The organism is Microcoleus sp. Pol14D4 (assembly GCF_036701245.1).
Lineage (GTDB): Bacteria > Cyanobacteriota > Cyanobacteriia > Cyanobacteriales > Microcoleaceae > Microcoleus.
In genome coordinates, this window is record NZ_JAUBQM010000010.1 from 64,757 (window position 1) to 85,316 (window position 20,560).

Annotated in this window: 16 protein-coding genes; 7 read left to right on the forward strand and 9 right to left on the reverse strand. The window is 44.7% G+C overall.

Going from position 1 to position 20,560, the window contains the following annotated elements:
• Positions 1 to 35 precede the first annotated feature (35 nt).
• From QUA33_RS06860 to petC, 5 genes are all read right to left on the reverse strand, one after another.
• Entirely contained in the window at positions 36 to 1,088 is a 1,053-nt protein-coding gene (locus QUA33_RS06860) for an FAD-dependent oxidoreductase (RefSeq protein WP_333147533.1), read from the reverse strand.
• Positions 1,089 to 1,410: 322 nt separating this feature from the next.
• Positions 1,411 to 1,854, reverse strand: coding sequence for a photosystem II protein PsbQ (gene psbQ / locus QUA33_RS06865; RefSeq protein WP_333147535.1), 444 nt, complete (start codon positions 1,852 to 1,854; stop codon positions 1,411 to 1,413).
• A 111-nt stretch (positions 1,855 to 1,965) separates the two neighbouring features.
• Positions 1,966 to 2,817 (reverse strand): alpha/beta fold hydrolase, encoded by an 852-nt coding sequence (locus tag QUA33_RS06870; protein WP_333147537.1) that lies wholly within the window; start codon positions 2,815 to 2,817, stop codon positions 1,966 to 1,968.
• 105 nt (positions 2,818 to 2,922) lie between these two features.
• Positions 2,923 to 3,912 (reverse strand): cytochrome f, encoded by a 990-nt coding sequence (petA, locus tag QUA33_RS06875; RefSeq protein ID WP_333099177.1) that lies wholly within the window; start codon positions 3,910 to 3,912, stop codon positions 2,923 to 2,925.
• 226 nt (positions 3,913 to 4,138) lie between these two features.
• Complete coding sequence (gene petC, locus QUA33_RS06880; protein ID WP_333147539.1) at positions 4,139 to 4,681, reverse strand: cytochrome b6-f complex iron-sulfur subunit; 543 nt, start codon at positions 4,679 to 4,681, stop codon at positions 4,139 to 4,141.
• 220 nt (positions 4,682 to 4,901) lie between these two features.
• Here petC and QUA33_RS06885 point away from each other — a divergent pair, with 220 nt between their 5' ends.
• The 3 genes from QUA33_RS06885 to QUA33_RS06895 all read left to right on the forward strand — a co-directional run bounded on the left by QUA33_RS06885 (position 4,902) and on the right by QUA33_RS06895 (position 5,940).
• The gene (locus QUA33_RS06885) at positions 4,902 to 5,219 is read left to right on the forward strand and encodes a DUF3067 family protein (RefSeq protein ID WP_190661639.1); all 318 of its coding nucleotides are present in this window, start codon (positions 4,902 to 4,904) and stop codon (positions 5,217 to 5,219) included.
• Positions 5,220 to 5,439: 220 nt separating this feature from the next.
• Complete coding sequence (locus tag QUA33_RS06890; RefSeq protein ID WP_333147541.1) at positions 5,440 to 5,619, forward strand: hypothetical protein; 180 nt, start codon at positions 5,440 to 5,442, stop codon at positions 5,617 to 5,619.
• A 12-nt stretch (positions 5,620 to 5,631) separates the two neighbouring features.
• Positions 5,632 to 5,940, forward strand: a complete 309-nt coding sequence (locus tag QUA33_RS06895) for a carbon dioxide-concentrating mechanism protein CcmK (protein WP_006631236.1) — start codon at positions 5,632 to 5,634, stop codon at positions 5,938 to 5,940.
• Positions 5,941 to 6,141: 201 nt separating this feature from the next.
• Here QUA33_RS06895 and QUA33_RS06900 read toward each other — a convergent pair whose 3' ends face one another.
• The 4 genes from QUA33_RS06900 to QUA33_RS06915 form a co-directional block, all read right to left on the reverse strand.
• Entirely contained in the window at positions 6,142 to 7,542 is a 1,401-nt protein-coding gene (locus tag QUA33_RS06900; protein ID WP_333147544.1) for a calcium-binding protein, read from the reverse strand.
• Positions 7,543 to 8,213: 671 nt separating this feature from the next.
• Complete coding sequence (gene tatC, locus QUA33_RS06905) at positions 8,214 to 9,059, reverse strand: twin-arginine translocase subunit TatC (RefSeq protein ID WP_333147546.1); 846 nt, start codon at positions 9,057 to 9,059, stop codon at positions 8,214 to 8,216.
• Between the two features lie 183 nt (positions 9,060 to 9,242).
• Positions 9,243 to 10,187, reverse strand: coding sequence for an NAD(P)-dependent alcohol dehydrogenase (locus tag QUA33_RS06910; protein ID WP_333099182.1), 945 nt, complete (start codon positions 10,185 to 10,187; stop codon positions 9,243 to 9,245).
• A 176-nt stretch (positions 10,188 to 10,363) separates the two neighbouring features.
• Entirely contained in the window at positions 10,364 to 12,538 is a 2,175-nt protein-coding gene (locus QUA33_RS06915) for an EAL domain-containing protein (RefSeq protein ID WP_333147548.1), read from the reverse strand.
• Positions 12,539 to 12,782: 244 nt separating this feature from the next.
• Between QUA33_RS06915 and QUA33_RS06920 the strand changes: the two genes are divergently transcribed.
• The 4 genes from QUA33_RS06920 to QUA33_RS06935 all read left to right on the forward strand — a co-directional run bounded on the left by QUA33_RS06920 (position 12,783) and on the right by QUA33_RS06935 (position 20,532).
• On the forward strand, positions 12,783 to 17,030 hold the full coding sequence (locus QUA33_RS06920) for a PAS domain S-box protein (RefSeq protein WP_333147550.1): 4,248 nt from the start codon (positions 12,783 to 12,785) through the stop codon (positions 17,028 to 17,030).
• 258 nt (positions 17,031 to 17,288) lie between these two features.
• Positions 17,289 to 18,047: an SDR family oxidoreductase gene (locus QUA33_RS06925; RefSeq protein WP_333147552.1), complete on the forward strand. Its 759-nt coding sequence runs from the start codon at positions 17,289 to 17,291 to the stop codon at positions 18,045 to 18,047.
• Positions 18,048 to 18,183: 136 nt separating this feature from the next.
• On the forward strand, positions 18,184 to 19,281 hold the full coding sequence (locus tag QUA33_RS06930) for a DJ-1/PfpI/YhbO family deglycase/protease (RefSeq protein ID WP_333147555.1): 1,098 nt from the start codon (positions 18,184 to 18,186) through the stop codon (positions 19,279 to 19,281).
• Positions 19,282 to 19,827: 546 nt separating this feature from the next.
• On the forward strand, positions 19,828 to 20,532 hold the full coding sequence (locus tag QUA33_RS06935; RefSeq protein WP_333147558.1) for a rhomboid family intramembrane serine protease: 705 nt from the start codon (positions 19,828 to 19,830) through the stop codon (positions 20,530 to 20,532).
• The last annotated feature ends 28 nt before the right edge of the window (positions 20,533 to 20,560 follow it).

The window sequence follows — 20,560 nt, forward strand, 5'->3', positions numbered from 1 at the left end:
TGAATGGCTATCTTGATTGTATTAACATTTGTTAATTATTGCAAAATCATTTCTCGAATCGATCGCGCTGTTGCAGGGGCCAGCAGAACACCGTTGCGATAGTGGCCGCTGGCGATGAGAACGCGATCGTTACCGGGAAGCGTCTCGATAATTGGGGCCGGTCGTCCTTCCGGCCGCGGGCGCAATCCCGACCATTTCCTGATGATTTCAGCTTCTGCTAAGGCCGGACAAAGTGATCTCGCCCTCGCCATCACTTGCGCCAACATATCAGCGTTCGCCTGAATTTCCCCGCCATTTTCGGAAAACTCCACTGTCGCCCCCACCCAAAATTCCCGATCGCCCAAAGGCACAATGTGAACGTCATCGCAAGTAATAACTGGCGTAAAATCAGGGTTTCCTAAAGGCTTGGCCGATCGCAAATGCAGCGCTTGTCCCAACACCGGGCGAATGTCAACCAACTGATTTAACGATGCAGTCACAGCAGCAGAACCCAAACCAGCCGCCACAATTAGCCGATCGAACTCCCAACTAGCAGCAATCTCCGCTGCTTCAACGGGCACGCCAAACTCAAAAATCGCCCCCTTTCGTTCAGCAGCATCAACCAAAGCCAAAGTTAGCGCCGTCGGATCGACTTGCCGGTCTTGAGGCGAATAAATTGCAGCAATAATGCGATCGTTTAAATAGAGATGAGGGCAGCAATCGCGCACTCGTTCCACATCCCAAAGTTCCAATTGCCAACCTTGATAACGGCGAGTTGCTATCAAATTTTCCCACTTAATTAAATCCTCTCCCTCGGAACAAAGCATTAAAATTCCTTGTTTGTTAAAAGGAATTTTTCGCCCCGTAACTGCTTCCAATTCGGGAATCAAAGTTTCGTAGTGCTGAAGGCTGGTTTCCCTCAACTGCCAATTTCTGCCCTTAATTTTGTGGCTGATAACTCCCATCAAAACACCGAGTGCTGCGCCAGTAGAACCTTGGCCCGGCGGCTGTTTGTCGAACACAGTAACTTTCAGTTCGGGAAATTGACTTAGTTCAAAGGCGATCGACGCTCCAACAATACCACATCCAATAATTGCAACACGAACCATTAAATTTTAGATTTTAGATTTTAGATTTTAGATTTGATATAAGTTTTTTGTAGGGTTCTGAGCGCAAAGCGTGTCTAATTAACAGTAAAATCCTCTGTTTTTATCGTTTGTCTCGAAGTTTCGACCCCCCTAAATCCCCCTTAAAAAAGGGGACTTTGAATGCTCTGCCCCCCTTTTTTAAGGTGGAGTTTGAATACTCTTGTCCCCCCCTTAATAAGGGGGGCTAGGGGGGATATAGACTCGACTACAAGCGATATTTATTATGGGTTTCAGTCTTAATTTGACACCCATCAACTGCCAAGCCTACAAACCCCTAAAGCTATTAAGCTTTAGGAATTAGCTGCAAGAAGGTATCGAAATCATTGACAGCTTTTTGATAGCTGGCCGTGACTTTTGCATAGTCAAGCTCTTTAGCAGCAAGATCGATGTTAACCAACTCCGTAAACAAACTCTTAGTTAAATCAACCGCTTGTTGTTGAGAACTAGGCAACAAACTCGCAGAGACGGTTTTCATGGTGTTTCGCAAGTCGCCTAGAGGCCCGTGAATGTAAGTTCTGGTATCAACCCAATTCCGTTTTTGAATTAAGCTTCCCAGTTTATCCATGCGCGATCGGAACTCTGTCAAAGAAGGAACATAGCGCTGAATTTGCTGGGTCTGGGCTGCTGTGTAAGTCGTTGGAACTTTTGCTTCGACACTGCTGCAACTAACCAGAAATGCCATCAAAAACGCCATCATCAAGGCAAAAATTGAACGGGGACGAGTCATATCGATTTTAGATTTTAGATTTTAGATTTCTCGTTCTCAGGCTCTGCCTGGGAATGCAGCTCGGCGAGGAGCTGGTTCACTGACCTAGCACCGAGAGTTATGTACAAAATATTATTTTACCTCCTGGCGGCGCAGAAAAGTGATCGCAGCATTGCCAACTTTTTCTGACCAATGTTCTTGAGGATAATGCCCCGCTTCTTCCAGTGTAACTAACTCTGCATTTTGCAGGGAACCCACTAGCTTTTGAACTGGTTCAACACTCAGCCAAGGATCTGTCAAACCCCAGACAAATAAAGTTGGTCGAGTCCATCCTTTCAAGCCGGATTCAATTTCGGCCATTGATTGCGGCAATTGAATATTGCGGACTGTATTCATCAGCGATCGACCTGCATCCGAACTCTTCAAAAACGGGCGGCGGTAAACATCTAAATCCTTATCTGAGATTGTCTGGCGGCTGCCACCTTCGAGAGTTCTGTCAACCAAAAGCGGGTCTTGCGTCATCATGTCGCCAATAAAAGGCAGCCCCAACTGCTGCATTTTCCAAGGCAATTTGATATCTGCTGAAACTGGTGTATTGATGATGGCTAAACGCTCAATTTTATCGGGATTGCGTAAAGCGTATTGAATGCCGGCTGAAGCTAAAAATCCTTGGACAACGAGGTAAAATCGGTCTAATTCTATAGCTTGAATAAAGCCAGCGAGGGCGTCAACAAAAGCATCGGGAGTGTAGGCAAAGTCGCGCTTGTCTGGTTTTGTCGATCGCCCGTAACCCACCCAATCGGGGGCGATCGATCTAAATCCCTGTGCCGCCAAATCCGGCATCATTACAGTCCAGGTAAAACTCTGGGACGGCAAACCGTGCAGCAGCAGTACGGGCGGTTTACCAGTTTCGTTAACCGGATTTGTTTCCCGATAAAACCATTGCAGCGGGCCTACTTCAACTATCTTCTCATCAATTAACATTATTTTACTGGTTATTTATCAAAGAATAAGGCGGGGAATACCCGCCCTACTTACCTAATAGTTGGGTGTGCATAGAACACCTTACCCAACTAATTACAGCCGCGTTTAGAAATTCATTTCAGCAGCTTGAACTTTTTCGACCTGTTTCTTCTTGAGAACCAGCATGATTTGAGCCAGCATGGTTATAGCCACGAAAGCCATCAATCCTTTAACTCGACCTGCACTTTGCAGCACAATCTCCACGTCTTTTTGACCGAAGCCACCCACATTAGGATTGTTGGTCAAAAGTTCGCCTGCTGCAACTGTTTGTCCTTCGGAAACAATCAGTTCTGGACCGGCCGGAATCGTATCAACAACGGCTGCACCTTCTGCAGGTTGAATTGTCACTTGATAACCGCCATCTTCAGGTTGAGCAATCTTAGAAATGGTGCCAGCTACCGAAGCATTGTAAACAGTATTATTGCTCTTTTCGCCAGTTGGATAAACCTGACCGCGGCCGCGGTTGCCACCAACATAAATTTGGTATTTGCCGTAGTGAACGGACTTGTCAGTTTCTGGATTCGGCGACAAAACTGGGAATACCAATTCTTTATACTGTTCTCCCGGTACTGGACCCACTAAAACAATATTTTCTTGGGTTTCGCTGTAAGGTTGGAAGTAAAGATCGCCGACTTTTTCCTTCATTTCTTCGGGAATTCTGTCAGCGGGAGCAATTTTGAAACCCTCGGGCAACATCACTACAGCGCCTACATTCAAGCCGCTTTTGCTGCCGTCGCCGCCAACTTGTTGAACGTTAGTATCGTAGGGAACTTTGACAATAGCTTCAAACACCGTATCTGGCAAAACAGATTGCGGTACTTCAACTTCAGTCGGTTTTGCACCGAGGTGACAGTTAGCGCAAACAATCCGGCCTGTTGCTTCGCGGGGAGTAGCGGGGGCAGTTTGCTGAGCCCAGAAAGGGTAAGCAAATGCTGCTTGGGGAAGTGCGATGTCGCTGGTGAGGAAAAATGCTGTGGCTGCGATCGCAATTAAGGCTGTTTTCGCGATCGTCCTGGCACTGCGGCGAAATATCGCAGATAAATTAGTTTGTGGCATTAGAGTATTCAATCTCAAAGGTCAGACAATTTAGTCATTGGTCATTGGTCATTGGTCATTGGTCATTGGTTATTTGTTATTGGTTATTTGTTATTGGTTATTTGTTATTGGTTATTTGTTATTGGTTATTTGTTATTGGTTATTAGAAACTACTAACCACTAACTACTAACTACTAACCACTAACCACTAGCTACTAACCACTAACTACTAACTAATGACTAACAACTAAGACCACCAAGGTGCTTCGCCGGTGCGGAAATCTGTTTCTTTCCAAGGGGTAAGAGCGATCTTGTCATCTGCGACAGTGGCGTGGGCCAGGGCTAGAGACAAAGGCGCTGGGCCGCGCACCACTTTGCCCTCATTGTTGTATTGAGAACCGTGGCAAGGACAGATAAACTTGTTTTCGCTAACATTCCAAGGCACGACGCAACCCAAGTGAGTGCAAACTGCATTGATGCCGTAGTCGGCGATAGATTGGTCTTCTTTCACCACAAGATAAGTGGGGTCGCCTTTGAGACCTTGGGCTAAGGTGCGATCGCCCGCAGGGTGCGAAGTCAAGTATTCGCTAACGATGATGTCGTTACCCAAAGCATCTTTAGCTGTCACTCCGCCGCCAACTGCCCCACTCGCCGGAGGAACAAAATATTGGACAACGGGATAGAGTGCGCCCAGTGCCACACCTGTGACTGTACCGAACGTCAGCAAATTCATAAATTGGCGACGCCCCATATCGGGAACATCGGGATTTCCAGCAGAAGATTGAGCCATGACCTGCCTTTACGGTTTTAAGTTACGTTTGTTTGTTAGCTGTTAGCTGTTAGCGAACCTGTACGTGCAGACAACTGGGATAATTGCCGTTAATCTGCTCGCACAAATTTTAGGCCGCCAAAATTCCTTTTAAGAATGCGCCTTCCAGCCTTTATTAGAGTATTATTACATTTTTTGAACTTTGTCTTTTATTGTTTAATGGATTAACTCAGGAGCAACCATGACGGGCAAGGATTTACACCAGCTACTGCTAGAAAAATGGGGAAAGTCTTACGATATCAGATTGCGGCGAACGCGGGGCAAGATTTTTGTGCAAGTTATGTGGAAATATCTAGAACAGGCATCTTTTCCGATGACGGAGGCTGATTATTTCGAGCATTTGGATGCGGTGGCCAATTATCTCAACGGTTGGGGGAGTACAGAACAGGTGAGAGAATATATCGTAACTACTCGCGATCGCCCCCGTTTGGGCAAAGCTGTCAGCGTTCCTCTAGATTTGGGTGAAAGAGCCTCGGAGTGGTTGCTAGACGAGTTTTGAATCAGTCAGTCGATTTTAGATTTTAGATTTTAGATTTTAGATTGACTCCACAACCGGGATCTGGGGGAGTTCCCTAAAGTTTTGTGTCGCGCCGCGGCTGGATTAGTTGATCCCAAAGTCCCGAAAATCGATCGGCGAGCTTGTCATACGACTTGCCGCTGGTGAGAAACTAAGCTGTGGCGCATCTAATTTGCACGGGTGTTTTGATTCAAAGTCTTGTGTGGCGGGCTTTGCTGCGCGCCGCCAACTGTGGGATTTAAATGCCGCAACAGTTTCTGGGGCTTTTTTAGGGGCTTTTTTAATTTTGGGCGATCGCACTTCTAGCTTACCAAAATCATCGGAACCAATTTCTGTCAACAATTTCACATACAATGAAGGTCAGATATCTTGTGAAATTTAGGAGAATGTTGTAATGGGTGTTGCACTGGGAATGGTTGAAGTCTTAGGATTTCCCGCTGCAGTAGAAGTTGCGGACTCAATGGTGAAAGCAGCCCGTGTTACTTTAGTTCGCTATGAGAAAATAACCCGCGCCTACTGGACAATTATAGTGCGAGGAGATGTTTCTGAAGTGCAAGCAGCCGTTGCTGCTGGAATTGAATCAGTTAAAAAGGTCGATGGCGGAAAGTTGCTATCGTATCACATAATTGCTCGTCCCCACGAGAATCTGGATTACGTTTTGCCGATCGGCTATACTCCCGAAGTCGAACAGTTCCGAATGTAGTCAAAGTTTTGACAAAACTTTGGTGTGGAATTTTAACTTTTAGTAATTATAGAGGCGCGGGCGATCGCGTCTCTATATTTTTATGGCGAGTCGATATATTTTTGTGCTGTGTTTATCTGCGGTATATTTTGCCGAAGCAGCAGGCAGAATAATATGGAATTCTTAACCGCAGATTAACGCAGTTCGACGCAGACAATACAATCACCCCGTAATCAAATCACTGGCGGTGATTGTGATTTGAACTCCCTTCAGAATTCCGATGATTTGGCCATTCTGACGAATCTCGGTATCTGAACCATTAATCACAGACTCAGAAATTATGTCTGCAAACGGAGCGCGAGAACGTACCAAAAGTTTATCTTCACCTTGTTTGAAGTCAGCAACAGTATCTATTCCAGAACTCCTCCAAAGCCTAAACTTGTCAGCCCCCTTACCACCAACCAGGTAGTCATTACCGCTCAAGCCAAACAATAAGTCGTCGCCCGCCCCCCCAATCAGCGTTTCGCTGCCCTCTCCACCAAGCAGAGTATCGTTATACCTAGAACCTATCGCTACTTCGATGCCGGAGAGCGAGTCTATGCCGCCCTGCCCGTCCGAAGCCCGACCTAACCCAGATCCGTCGCCGACTGCCCCCAACTGTAGATAGACGCCAGTTCCTCCAACACTGTAAGATACTGTGTCGGTGCCATCGCCGCCAATGAGCAAGTCATTGCCGGCACGACCCGACAAAGAGTCATTACCGCCCTTGCCCAAGAGCGTTTCATTGTCGCTCCCGCCAACTAGGGTGTCGTCTCCGTTAGAACCGATAACGACTTCAATGCCCGAAAGCGAGTCTACAAAGTCTGATAATTGAGAACTGGAACGTAGCCCCCCAGTAACGATAGTAAAGCGCCCAGTAGCCCTGCCTAACCCAGAACCGTCGCCGACTTCGCCTAACTGAAGATTGATACCAGTTCTTATGTCCTCATCGCTGTAAGATACTGTGTCGATGCCATCGCCGCCATTGAGCAAGTCATTGCCGTTACCCCACAAAGAGTCATTACCGCGTCCGCCCAAGAGCGTTTCATTATTGTACCTCTTGCCAAGTAAGGTGTCGTTGAAGTTAGAACCGATAACGACTTCAATGCCCGAAAGCGAGTCTACACCGCCCAATCCATCGGTAGTCCTGGCAAACTCATAATAGTACCCTTGACCGTACCATTTGCGGAGATCGTCTAACTGAAGATTGATACCAGTGCTCGCATCGCTGTAAGATACTGTGTCGATGCCATCGTCGCCATTGAGCGAGTCATTGCCAGCCTCGCCCCGGAGCCAGTCATTGCCACTCCCGCCATTGAGCGAGTCATGGCCACTCCCGCCCCAGAGCGAGTCATTGCCAGCCTCGCCCAAGAGCGAGTCATGGTCACTCCCGCCCCAGAGCGAGTCATTGCCATCGTTGCCCCGGAGCCAGTCATTGCCACTCCCGCCCAAGATCGAGTCATTGCCACTCAGGCCCCAGAGCCAGTCATTGCCAGCTTCGCCAGAGATGGTGTCATCGCTATCAGTGCTATCGGGAGGCTCGACGAAGAAGTCAGGGCCCGGAGTGCCAGTTGTTGTTGCCATATATTTAATTTGCGATTGAGATTAAGAAACTGAAACCGTCAAAAAGGTAAAAATCTAAAGTGTGGATTTTTCAAATGAACTTACTAAAAAATCCACCCAAAAAACCAACAAGTCTCCTATCTTAGGCAGCCAGGAAACTCAAAAGATATAGCTAGACTTCAGTGAGCCAGGTTGACTCTCTTGCTGAATTTTTACGTTCTTGTTCAGTAATTTCACTGTGTTGGTATGTTATCTCTAAGTCGAATACTCAGGATCGGCTCGTGTCACATCTTCATGTAAACCTTAAAAACTCAATTATTAAAATAACTTATGATTGCCAGACCGATCGCCTAAAAAATAGTGTAAATTAAGGCTCAAAACCTTGACCCAGGCACCTAACACTAAACTTTGCTAATGTGTATTTTATATTTTATATAAAATACTTATCAAACAGATACTAAATCAGCAAAGATTATCAGATAAAACAATCAACTTACTCAAATAGCTGAGAAGCTTAGCTTTACACAATTTTCATAAGCTTACTTAAGTAAATAGGGAATTCGCCCTCAAAATAGCTGAAGCGATGTTTTTAAGATAAGTTGACAACAATCCCAATCTCGGCTAAAAATAGCAGACAATGTTAGCAACTTCAGATGTTCGGTAACTTTTACATTGTCTGCTATTCTTAATTCTCATCGTCCTAAAAGCTTTACCAAACCAACCCCGCCAAAATACAAGCTCAGCACCGCACCTCCTAAAAGACTTTGCGTTAAAGGGTCAGTAGAAGGCGTTAAAACCGCTCCCAAAACTGCGGCTCCCAAGACTACATACCGCCAGCCGGAGAGCATTTGGTTGGAAGAAACTATGCCCAAAACGCCGAGCAATACTTGGACAATCGGGATTTGAAAAGCTAAGCCGGTGCTGAACATTAACAGCAGCACAAATTTAAAGTATTTGTCGATCGACCACAACTGCTCTACAACATCCGCCCCATAGCTAACAAAGAAGTTGAGCGCCGCCGGAATCAGAGCGATGTAAGCAAAGACTAACCCGCCCAAAAATAGGAAACTCGAACCGAAAAACACCGGCCCGAGCAACCTGCGTTCTTTGCGAGTCAAGCCGGGGAGAACAAACAGCGCTATCTGGTAAAAAATAAACGGACTGGCGATGAGCAAACCGCTGTATCCGGCTACTTCGATAGAAACAAAGAAATACTCGCCGGGAGCTAGTTGCAGAAACTTGACGGGGCCGGCCGGTACTTCTAGCAGTTGCACGATGGGTTTAACTGTGAAAAAGCAACCGATTACAGCGATTACTACTGCAATTAGCGAGTAGAAAAGTCGCTGACGCAATTCTTCTAAATGCTCGAATAAAGACATTTCAACTTCGTCAGGAAGTTCGTCGAGAAATTCGTTTTCTAAATTGCGGGAACCCATTGCACCGCCTGCGATTGGTGCAATGCTATTTTCCTGGCTAATTGCTTCGAGATTGTTGTCGGAACCTTGTTCGGATGTCTCCAAGTTTGAGGGAGCAGTCATAGGGAATGGGTAATTGGTAATGGGTAATTGGAAATTTGTAATTAATTGGAAATTGGAAATTGAGAATAGTTATTTCATATTTGCTCCGACTTCCTTCTTCATTCTTTATTCTGACTTCAGCAGCAGAAGGAACGATCACTCATTAATCCGTGTAGCCGTGTCAAAATCCGTGTAGTGCCTTCCTTATTCAATCACGATCGCAATTTTGCCGATCGCGCGGCCCGTTTCGCTGTAAGCGTGGGCTGCTGCTACTTCTTGTAAGCTGTAAGTGCGATCGACAATCGGCTCAACTTTATCGGATTCTATTAACTCCCGCAAAGCCTCTAAATCGCTGGGGTTGGCATTGGCTAGAATGAATTTAGCTTTTTTACCCGATATAAACCAGCTTGTTAACATCGGTGCGAGGTTCTCGAAACTTGGCAAAGTCGAGATATAAACTCCCTCTGGTTGCAGCACTTTTTCGCATTCAGCAAATGTTCTTTTCCCGACAGCATCTAAAATTATATCATATTTATCTGTTTGTTGAGTAAAGTCAACTTCCTCGTAATCCAGGACAAAATCTGCTCCCAAACTCTTGACCAATTCTCTATTTTTTGCACTGCAAACTCCCGTTACTTCCGCATTCATTGCTTTCGCAACTTGCACGGAAAAAGTGCCGACTCCGCCGGAAGCGCCGTTAATCAATACTTTGTTTCCTGCTTGGATTTGACCCAAATCCCTGAGCGATTGCAAAGCAGTTAAACCTGCGATCGGTACTGCTGCTGCTTCTGCATGAGTGATGTTTTTCGGTTTAATTGCTGCATCGGATTCTGGCACGGCCGCGTATTCGGCGCAAGCACCCCCATTGATGGGATTTAAGAAAGTATAAACTTCATCTCCGGGTTGAAATTTGGTGACTTCCCGGCCGACTTCCACGACAACTCCCGATATGTCAGAACCGACTATTCGAGGAAAGTTATATCCTGTTAATAGTTGCAGGTGTCCTTGCCGGATTTTCCAGTCTACGGGATTGACACTGCTAGCGCGAACTCGCACTAACAATTCGTTGGATTTGGCGATCGGCTTTTCTAACTCTCGGTACTGCAATTCCTCGGCTGAACCGTAGCGATCGAACGCAACTGCTTTCATGGCAAATTTTCCGGTTTATTTCCAATAGAACACTCAATCCTTTACAATTACAGCACATTCGATCTAAATGTGACACAGTAAATTGAGCCAGCCTTGTAGCAGCGGGCGATCGACTCTTGGAGGCCTCCAGACACGACGCAGGCGTGAGGCAATAGGTTCGCTGGCCAGTGCGATGGCTAGCGATTAAAATTAATAGGGACGGGGCGGGCGATCCCATAACCCTGAGCATAATCTACTCCAATCTCTCGCAATTTTTCTAAGATAGTCTCGTCTTCAACAAACTCAGCTATAGTTTCAAGATTCATCGCATGGGCAATACGATTAAACCCTTCAACCAGCGCTTCAGAAATCAAATTATGACTAATATTCTTGACAAAAGCGCCATCTATTTTTAGATAATCAACTGGTAAATTTATCAGATATGCAAAGGAACTCAACCCACTGCCAAAATCATCTAAAGCAAAGCAACAGCCAATCTTTTTGAGTTCGCTCATGAAATATCTGGCTTGCTCAAAGTTTGCGATCGCTGCGGTTTCCGTGATTTCAAAACCAATGGTCTGTGGGGGGACTTGGTAACGAGAAAATTGTTCAATTAAAAACATCAGAAACTGATTGTTACTAATGCTAGCCCCAGAAAGATTGATCGTATACAACCCTTGACTGAGAGCATCTTTTTCCGGCAATTTGTGATAGTTCGAGAAAAATTTTTCGATGACCCAACAATCGATTTCGGTTATCAACCCGTAACGCTCGGCGGCGGGAATAAACTGAGCTGGAGATACTATTTTGCCATTTTCGTCCAGCATTCTAATCAAAATCTCATAATGCTCTACTAATGGTTTAGAGGTAATAGAGACAATCTTTTGGTAGTAGAGACAAAAACGATTGGTTTCCAGGGCTCGGCTGATTTGGGAAATCAACTGCCTCTCACCACGTTGTTTAATTAGTTCGCTATCATCTAGACTATAAATATGAACACAGTTGCGTCCTCTGGCTTTGGCGGCATAACAAGCTGCATCAGCCGCTCCCAAAAGCTCCCTCAAATCTTGGCTTGTTTGGTCAATAGCAACAACTCCAATACTGACTCCGATGATAAAGGTTTTGCCATTCCAAATAAACCGAAACTGATGTACTAGGTCTTTGAGGTTTTCCGCAATCTGAGTTGCTTGAGAGAGCGAACATTGAGTGAGCAAAATACCAAATTCATCACCTCCCAAGCGAGCCAGCATATCATGAGCACGGACTCCCTGTTGAATAAGTGCGGTGATTTGGCGCAGTAGTTCATCGCCAGCAATATGACCTACGGTATCGTTAACGACTTTGAACTGATCTAAATCTAAATAACAGAGAGCGTGCTGGTGATTGCTATCTTTAACAGAGGCGATCGCCTCAACTAAATGTTGCTCAAATCTTCGACGGTTGATTAACCCAGTTAGGGCATCGTGACTGGCTTCCCAAGAGAGTTGACGGGTGAGATAGCGCGATTCAGTAACATCATGAAAGACGATGACTGCCCCGATAATTTGACCTTGGCGGTCTCGAATCGGTGCTGCCGAGTCAGCAATGGGATACTCTGTTCCATCATGGGCAATCAAAATAGTATTGTTAGCTAAGCCCACAATTTGCTCCTCTAATAGAGCCTTGTCTATAGGATTCTCTACTGGCTCTCGCGTTACTTGATCGACAATTAGGAAGACTGTAGAGAAAGGAACTCCTTGAACCTCATGAGTCTTCCAGCCTGTCAGTCGCTCAGCTATAGGATTGAAATATCTCACATTACCTTGGGCATCTGTAGTAATGACCCCATCGCCAATTGATTGCAGTGTCACTTGAGCCAATTCTTTTTCGGCAAATAGAGACTCTTCGAGACGTTGCCGTTCTTCAATTTCTTTCAACAGACGTATATTCTGCTTTTGGAGTCTTTGTTGCAGCCTTCCGATAGTTAGGTGGGTTTCGACACGAGCTAATACTTCTTCTACTTGAAATGGCTTAGCAATATAATCTACCCCCCCTGCAGCCAGCCCTTGCACCTTATTAAAAGTTTCATTGAGCGCACTCAAAAAAATAATTGGAATGTCGGCTGTGCCAGGGTCAGATTTTAATTGTTTACAAACTTCATAACCATCAATATCTGGCAATTTAATGTCGAGTAAAATTAGCTCTGTCGATGGCGATTGGGCGGCTCGAAGAGCCATTGCCCCTGTTATAGCACTGCGAACTTTATAACCCTCTTCCCTCAAAGTATCCCTGAGCAGACGCAAATTATCAGGCAGATCGTCAACAATTAAAATATTGCCTCGGTAGTTTGTAGCTCGATCGCTAACCCTATCGCTAGTTCTATCGACAATCATACTCATTTCCCTAGTTTCCTGCTAGAGGAATATAAACATATGCACAAATAGTATAGTTTAATTATTCGGTTAAAAAAGTCACTTTACCCACAAAGAAGTCCTGCGATCCCCGATATATGGGGCTGGCAAGGGGGCGCAACCATACAAAATCTGAATAGTTCGGTTAGAGGCAGCCCCCCGTGGTTACTCTTCTTCGCTTCGCCTAACATCAGAAGAAGAGTGTTTCAACCCAAGCAGCCGATTTATGAACAAGCGCATTTCTCACATGGCAAGTCTACTCGTCTTTGCGAGCGGATGTCTAGTGCTGCTGGGTTGGCAGTTTGACATCTCCCTACTCAAAAGTGGTTTTCCCGGCATGACTTCGACCATGAAAGCAAACACGGCAATTTGCTTTTTGCTGGCTGGAGTGTCTTTGAGATTGTTGCAGTACCAAAGAACCCGACTGCACGATCGCATCGCTCAAGGGATGGCAGGATTCATAATCATCATCGGTTTGCTGACGCTGAGCCAGTATATTTTTGGTGGGAAGCTGGGTATTGATAAGTGGCTTTTCCCAGATTTCGTGTCTTCAGCGACTCCCGATCCGGGAAGAATGGGAGTAAATACTGCCCTAAATTTTGTGTTGATGGGACTAGCACTGTTACTGTTAGGGCAAAATTCCCAACGGGACACTTGGTTGGCTCAGATTTTTAGTAGTGTTGCAGCTTTAATTTCTCTACTAGCTTTATTTGGATACCTATTCAATGTCGATATTCTTGGACGGTTGGTCACAATTACGACGGCTCAATCCCTAAACACGATCGCCACCTTTTTCATCCTCTATGGAGGAATTTTATGGCTCCGCCCCAAAGAAGGATTAATGCAAGTAGTAACCAGTCCCCTAGTTGGCGGAGTCATGGTTCGGTGGTTGCTGCCTTGGGCGACAATCTTTCCAGTCACACTGAACTGGTTGACTCTTCAGGGACAAAATTTAGGCTGGTATAACGCTAATTTTGGCTATACATTGCGTTCAACTGTTATGGTTTTCACGTTCTCAATTCTCATCTTGGGGACGGCTCGCTTTTTGAACCAGATAGATTACAAGCGCCAACAAGCCGAAAAAGAAATTAAAAAACTTAACGAAACCTTAGAAATTCTGGTGGCTGAACGAACAGATGCTTTACAAAAATCGCAGGCTCGTTTTGCGGGAATTCTAGAAATCGCCAATGATGCAATTATTTCCATCGATCGCACTCAACGCATTACCCTGTTTAATCAAGGGGCAGAAAAGATGTTTGGCTATAAAATTGAGGAGATTTTAGGCAAGCCACTGAATTTACTGCTGCCAGAGCACTTTAGAGATGCACATTCGCAGCATATCAAACAATTTGCACACTCTTCTACCAGAGCGCGAAGAATGGGAGAACGAGGCGAGATTTTAGGTCGTCGTCGAGATGGAACGCTTTTTTCGGCTGAAGCCTCTATTTCTAGGCTGGAAATAGGAGACGAAACGGTATTTACTGTTATTCTGCGCGATATTAGCGATCGCAAGCAAGTAGAAGCATCACTGGCTCACATGGCAGCGATTGTGGAATACTCTGGTGAGGCAGTTATTAGCAAGTCATTAGACGGCATCATTTTAAGCTGGAACAATGCAGCAGAAAAAATCTTTGGCTACAAGGCTGAAGAAATCATAGGACAATCTATCCTCATTCTAATTCCATCCAATCTTAGCCACGAAGAACAAAAAATCCTAGAAACGATTCGACAAGGAGAAACGATTGAAAACTATGAAACCGTGCGTGTCCGCAAAGATGGACAGCTTATCCACATATCTTGTACCATATCACCTCTGAAGGACGCAAAAGGCATAATTATTGGGTGTTCTGTAATTAAACGCGACATCACAGAGCGCAAACGAGCTGAAATAAATCGCAAACAAATAGAGATGGCTTTACGAAACAGTGAAGAGCAGTTTCGCCATGCGTTTGAAGATGCCTCTATCGGGATGGCGATCGTTTCACTTGATGGGCACTGGATTAAAGTCAATCCTGCCTTATGTCAGATTCTTGGCTACTCCTCAGAAGAGTTATTAGCGTTAACTTTCCAAGACATTACCCATCCTGACGATTTAGACGGGGATCTTAGTTATGCACATCAACTATTAGCAGGAACCATTTCCACCTACCAAATGGAAAAACGGTATTTCCATAAACAAGGACATATTATTTGGATTATTCTTAATGGATCGTTAGTACAAGATGAACAGGGTAACCCACTACATTTTATTTCTCAAATTCAAGAAATTACTGCTCGAAAAGCAGCTCAAGAAACACTAGAACTTCAAAGCGTTATCATGAATAACATGGCAGGAGGAGTGTGTTTAATTAAAGCCTCTGACCTCATTATCGTCTACACTAATCCTACCTTTGACGCTATGTTTCGCTACACAGAGGGCGAACTCGCAGGTCAACCCCTTGGTGTCTTGAATTATGTCAATACAAATTTTACACCAGACGTAACCGTTCTAGATATCGTCACTCAAATTGAACTGACCGGGGAAGCGAAATATGAAGTCCACAATAAAAAGAAAGATGGAAGTCTCTTTTGGTGCAGAGTTCATACATCCAGGTTTGAGCATCCTGAATACGGAACTGTATATGTTGCGGTTCAGGAGGACGCAACAGAGCTAAAACTGGCTGAGCAAGCCTTGCAAGCTACCACAAATCGCCTCAACTTTCTTCTCAACTACAGCCCCGTGGTCATTTTTAGCAGTAAACCTGCTGGCGATTATGGAGCAACGTTCATCAGCGAAAATATCAAAGATATATTGGGCTACGAAAGCAGAGAGTTTTTAGAAGATTCTAAATTTTGGGTGAATCACTTACACCCCGATGATGTAGAACCAGTGCTTAATGGATTAGCAAATGTATTCGTTAATGATTTTTATTTCCACGAATACCGCTTTCGTCGCTCCGATGGGGTTTATCGCTGGATCCTGGGTCAGCTTAGGCTAATTCGAGATCCTTCAGGTACACCAGTAGAAATCTTGGGATATTTAATTGACATTAGCGATCGCAAACAAGCTGAGTTGGAATTTCAGCAGGCAAATGAAGCAAACCAAGCCAAGACTGTTTTCCTCGCCAATATGAGCCACGAACTCCGCACCCCCCTCAACTCAATTTTGGGATTCACACAATTGATGAGCTATGAGAGCAATCTGACTCCTTCTCTTCAAGAACGTTTACAGATTGTCAATCGTAGCGGTAGACATTTATTGGATTTGATTAACGATATTTTAGATTTATCCAAAATAGAGAGCGGACGGATGACACTCAATCTTTCCGACTTGGATTTGACAAATTTGCTGGCTTCTATTGAAGAAATTTTCCAAGTTAAAGTTCAATCTAAAGAATTGCAACTAATTTTCGATATAGCTCCCAACATTCCTAGATTCGTGCATAGCGACGAGAAAAAAATCTATCAAGTCTTGGTCAATCTGCTCGGTAATGCGATTAAGTTTACCAACCAAGGAAGCGTCACCCTACGAGTAAGAACAACACAAAGTGACAAAACATCCTGCCACCTATGTTTTGAAGTTGAGGATACAGGCGTGGGAATTGCGCCCACAGAAATTGATAGCCTCTTTAAAGTATTTGTGCAAGCCCAAGCTGGGAATAATTTGAATCAAGGCAGTGGGCTTGGTTTAGCCATCAGTCAAAAACTCGTCAAACTCATGGGCGGTCAAATTCGGGTTAAAAGCACTTTGCACCGAGGTAGCACTTTTTCTTTTGAGATGCCTGTACAGTTACCTCAAGCAGAGTCCTTACCCCCAGAATTAATTAATCAAAGAGTAATTGGTTTAGCTGCCGGACAACGGACTTACCGCATTCTTATTGTTGAAGATTTAGAAGAAAATCGTCGCTTGTTAGTTGAGATCTTGACCTCGGTGGGTTTTGAGGTGAGAGAAGCAAAACAGGGAGTGGAGGCACTCTCACTGTGGGAAAGCTGGCGGCCGCACCTGATTCTGATGGATCTGCGAATGCCGATCGTGGATGGCTACACTGCTATTAAATATATTAGACAATGCCCTAAGAGCCAAGAAACTGTCATTATCGCTTTAACTGCCAGTGTTTTTGAAGAAGAGCGAGAGAAAGTTCTTAGGGCTGGCTGTAACGATTTTATAAGCAAGCCATTTCAGCAGAGAGACATCTTTGACAAAATCGCTAAATATTTGGGAGTGCAATATATCTACGCAGTCGTAGAACAAACTCACAAGAAACTATTGGTTGAAACACTGTCGGTAGAAGATATATCTGTGATGTCCCCTCAGTGGTTAGAACAAATGTATCACGCCGCTTACTATCTCGATACCGAAGTTATGAACGAATTAATTGTACAAATCCCCGACTATCAAGCAGGTTTGTCTAACGCACTAACGGATTATATCAATAATTTCAATTCTGACAAAATTATGGAGTTAATTCGACCTTTGCTGCCGAATCCACTGTAGTTATCGAGTTTAAGGGCAAAGAAACTATAGTGCCTTCTGCAGTGGCTCTATTTCCAATAGAAACCCACATGGAAAAGGATTTGAAAGTTTTTGGAGATGTGTGTTGCAGATATCTATCAGGTTGAGGCAATAGCATACAGATTAGATGGAATGTGCTGTAGCATATAGTAATTATATTTTTGGCGTGAAGGGGATTGATTTTTTTTATTGACCGCAGAGGGCGCAAAATCCACAGAGAAAGAGAAAAGAGAGACAGAAATGATTGATTTAACTGGAAAGGTAATATTAGTAACTGGTGGCTCGAAAGGGATTGGTGCAGTGACGGTGCGGACTCTGGTTAATGCTGGGGCCGAGGTGATTTTGCATTACTTTCGCAGTCAGAAAGAAGCTGAAGCAGTAGCAGCAAGTGTTGGGCGCGATCGCTGTTATTTATTGGCAGCCGATTTGATGGTAGAAAATGCGGGCTCGATATTGTGGCGAGATGCTTTAAAATGGCGGGGTCATATTGATATTTTAGTTAATAATGCGGGGATTATGCAGTCAGCAGGTATCGAGGACAAATTCGATATTTGGTCGTCAGCTTGGCAGCAAACTCTACAAGTAAATTTAGTGGCAGTTGCCGACTTGTGCCGGGAATCTATTCTGCATTTTCAAACTCGCAGGGTCGGTACAATTATTAATATAGCAAGTCGCGCTGCTTTTCGCGGCGATGACCCTAATTATCTGCACTACGCCGCTTCTAAAGGTGCTATTGTTGCTTTAACTCGCAGCATTGCTAGAGGATTTGCGGCTGATAATATTTTGGCATTTACAGTTGCACCGGGATTTGTCAGTACAGAAATGTCTAATCAGTTTATTCAGGAGTTCGGTGAAGCTGATATTATTCGCGATATCCCGATCGGCAAAATCGCTCCTCCTCAAGATGTGGCCAATGTTATCGCGTTTTTAGCGTCGGGTTTGGCTGCACACGCTACCGGGACTACGATCGACATTAATGGAGCCTCTTACGTGCATTGAGACAGTTCTGTAAAATACCTCTCAAGGCTCACGCTGATATCTTTTAAAACCAACTAATTTATCACTTTAGCAAGACGCTAAAAACCTGATAAATGACTTAATGTTATATGAAAAGACAATCTGAGGAAAGTTGATTATGACAACAGATAACGGCACCAACACCAAACGAGTTGCCATACTCATCGAAAATGGAGTGGAAGATTCGGAATTTCTAGTTCCTTACAACGCCTTAAAACAAGCAAACTTTGACGTAGTTGTCCTCGGTTCGCGCACAAACGAAAAGTACGCAGGGAAACAAGGAAAAGTTGCCCAGCAAGCTGACGGAACTACCACAGAAGCAGTGCCAGCAGAATTCGATGCAGTGATAATTCCCGGCGGCATGGCTCCCGATACAATGCGGACTAATCCCAACACAGTAAGGTTTGTACGAGAAGCATTTGAGCAAGGAAAAATCGTCGCTGCTGTTTGCCACGGCCCGCAAGTTTTGATTGAAGCCGACTTGCTGAAAGGCAAAAATGCGACTGGTTTCTTGGCAATAAAAACAGACATGATTAATGCCGGAGCTAACTACATTAACGAAGCTTTAGTAGTTGACGGCAACTTGATTACTTCCCGCCAACCGGGAGATTTAGCAATATTTACCACCGCAATTATGGCTCGCCTCGGTTACGGCGGAAAAGCAGTCGGTTTGCCAGAAGAAACTGACACAAATGCAGAATGGTGGAAATTAGCTAATGGTTGGGGAGGCTCGACACAAGGGGACATTGTTAAAGGTTTGAATACCGCCCTCGCAGGGGAACGCTATGCTTGCGAAGCGTTTGAACATTATGCGGAAAAAACCCAAGATACCGATTTGCGATCGCTCTTGAGAGAAATGATTCAAAACAAACAGAACCACATCCTCGCTCTCGAAAAACGCCTCAACGATTTCGGTGAAAAACCCTCAATTCCTGCCCAAATTGCTGACAAATACGCTAAATTAAAAGCTTCGATGCAAGGAACCGATGAAACGTTCTTACTGCGGAGCACTCTAGGTGACTTGCAAACCGGTGTTGTCGATATCAACAACCTGCGGGTGAAGTTCACAGATCCCGTATCAACTGCAATTTTGACAGAGATAGAATCGGATTTGTCCAAGTGTGAGCAAGTCGTTGCTAAACTCTACCGCGCCCGTGCAGTTTCCCAGGAAATTAAGTCGCCTAAACCTTCGACTAGCCCCGCTGTAAAAATGTAATCAGCAAGGAGATAAATAAGTTTGTAGTTTTGTTGAGACGTGAAAACCCGTACCAATATCGCAACTACAAACTTGATCTGCAATCATACAATATACGCCTTGGCGGTAAAATAAAACCCAACACTAAAAAGCAGATATTCAACTAACTGCAAGGTGGAGGGTTTTATTAAATGGGTTTTATTTTTGTTTCAGCGGGACACGGGGGGTTTGAAGGAAGCTTGCGACATCGGGGGGCGGTACAAGCCCCCGGATTCATGCGTGCAGAAATAAAAAATATAGTATCCGATAACCAGCCCCCGGATACATCCGTCAAGTCATTTTCTTCAATTCTTTAATCTAAAATCTAAAATCTAAAATCTAAAATCGATTAACCAGCCCCCGGATACATCCGTCAAGTCACTTTCTTCAATTCTTTAATCTAAAATCTAAAATCTAAAATCTAAAATCTAAAATCGATTGCCTTCTTCCCTCTTCCTTTAGACAGGAGACACCTGGGCAATAAATGCGCTACTGTGTTGCCAATATTTTGATGAGGAAAAAAAGGCTGTGGTTCCCTTACGCGATGAAAATCCCATTACTATCACTCCCTACGTCACCTACGGGCTGGTTGCCGCAAACATATTAGTATTTTTGTACGAACTCAGTTTGGGCGATCGAGAATTAACCCAATTCTTCTACTCTTGGGCCGTAATTCCTTGCCAGTTAAGCAATATGTGTGGTGTTGCTGTGCCAGTTTCGCCCTTTCCAGAATGGACGACACTGATTAGCTCCCAATTCCTGCACGCAGGCTTTCTCCACATTGCCGGAAATATGTTATTTCTGTGGATTTTTGGCAACAACGTAGAAGATCGTTTAGGACACGTCAAATTTATAATATTTTACCTTACTTGCGGCGTTTTAGCATCACTAACTCAGTGGTTTTTTTCCTCAACATCTGCCATTCCGTCCCTAGGTGCTAGCGGCGCGATCGCAGGCGTGATGGGAGCTTACATTCTCAGATATCCCCAAGCCAAAGTTCTGACACTGCTACCCTTGGGAATTTTTATTACCACCGTCAGAGTCCCCGCTTTCTTCTTTCTAGGATTTTGGTTTGCACAGCAAGCATTGAGCGGCCTGGCTTCCTTGAATGCCCCGGCAAGTGTCGGCATGGAATCCGGGGGAGTCGCCTACTGGGCCCACGCCGGTGGCTTTGTTTTCGGCGCTATTCTCGGCCCTTTGTTGGGACTTTTTTCTGACGAAAATCAGATTTAATTTTTTACGGCAGATGAACGCAAATTAA

What these genes read in the sequence shown, in the direction of transcription:
- QUA33_RS06860 (WP_333147533.1), bottom strand. Translation starts at nt 1,088, where the DNA reads ATGGTTCGTGTTGCAATTATTGGATGTGGTATTGTTGGAGCGTCGATC.
- psbQ (WP_333147535.1), bottom strand. Translation starts at nt 1,854, where the DNA reads ATGACTCGTCCCCGTTCAATTTTTGCCTTGATGATGGCGTTTTTGATG.
- QUA33_RS06870 (WP_333147537.1), bottom strand. Translation starts at nt 2,817, where the DNA reads ATGTTAATTGATGAGAAGATAGTTGAAGTAGGCCCGCTGCAATGGTTT.
- petA (WP_333099177.1), bottom strand. Translation starts at nt 3,912, where the DNA reads ATGCCACAAACTAATTTATCTGCGATATTTCGCCGCAGTGCCAGGACG.
- petC (WP_333147539.1), bottom strand. Translation starts at nt 4,681, where the DNA reads ATGGCTCAATCTTCTGCTGGAAATCCCGATGTTCCCGATATGGGGCGT.
- QUA33_RS06885 (WP_190661639.1), top strand. Translation starts at nt 4,902, where the DNA reads ATGACGGGCAAGGATTTACACCAGCTACTGCTAGAAAAATGGGGAAAG.
- QUA33_RS06895 (WP_006631236.1), top strand. Translation starts at nt 5,632, where the DNA reads ATGGGTGTTGCACTGGGAATGGTTGAAGTCTTAGGATTTCCCGCTGCA.
- QUA33_RS06900 (WP_333147544.1), bottom strand. Translation starts at nt 7,542, where the DNA reads ATGGCAACAACAACTGGCACTCCGGGCCCTGACTTCTTCGTCGAGCCT.
- tatC (WP_333147546.1), bottom strand. Translation starts at nt 9,059, where the DNA reads ATGACTGCTCCCTCAAACTTGGAGACATCCGAACAAGGTTCCGACAAC.
- QUA33_RS06910 (WP_333099182.1), bottom strand. Translation starts at nt 10,187, where the DNA reads ATGAAAGCAGTTGCGTTCGATCGCTACGGTTCAGCCGAGGAATTGCAG.
- QUA33_RS06915 (WP_333147548.1), bottom strand. Translation starts at nt 12,538, where the DNA reads ATGATTGTCGATAGAACTAGCGATAGGGTTAGCGATCGAGCTACAAAC.
- QUA33_RS06920 (WP_333147550.1), top strand. Translation starts at nt 12,783, where the DNA reads ATGAACAAGCGCATTTCTCACATGGCAAGTCTACTCGTCTTTGCGAGC.
- QUA33_RS06925 (WP_333147552.1), top strand. Translation starts at nt 17,289, where the DNA reads ATGATTGATTTAACTGGAAAGGTAATATTAGTAACTGGTGGCTCGAAA.
- QUA33_RS06930 (WP_333147555.1), top strand. Translation starts at nt 18,184, where the DNA reads ATGACAACAGATAACGGCACCAACACCAAACGAGTTGCCATACTCATC.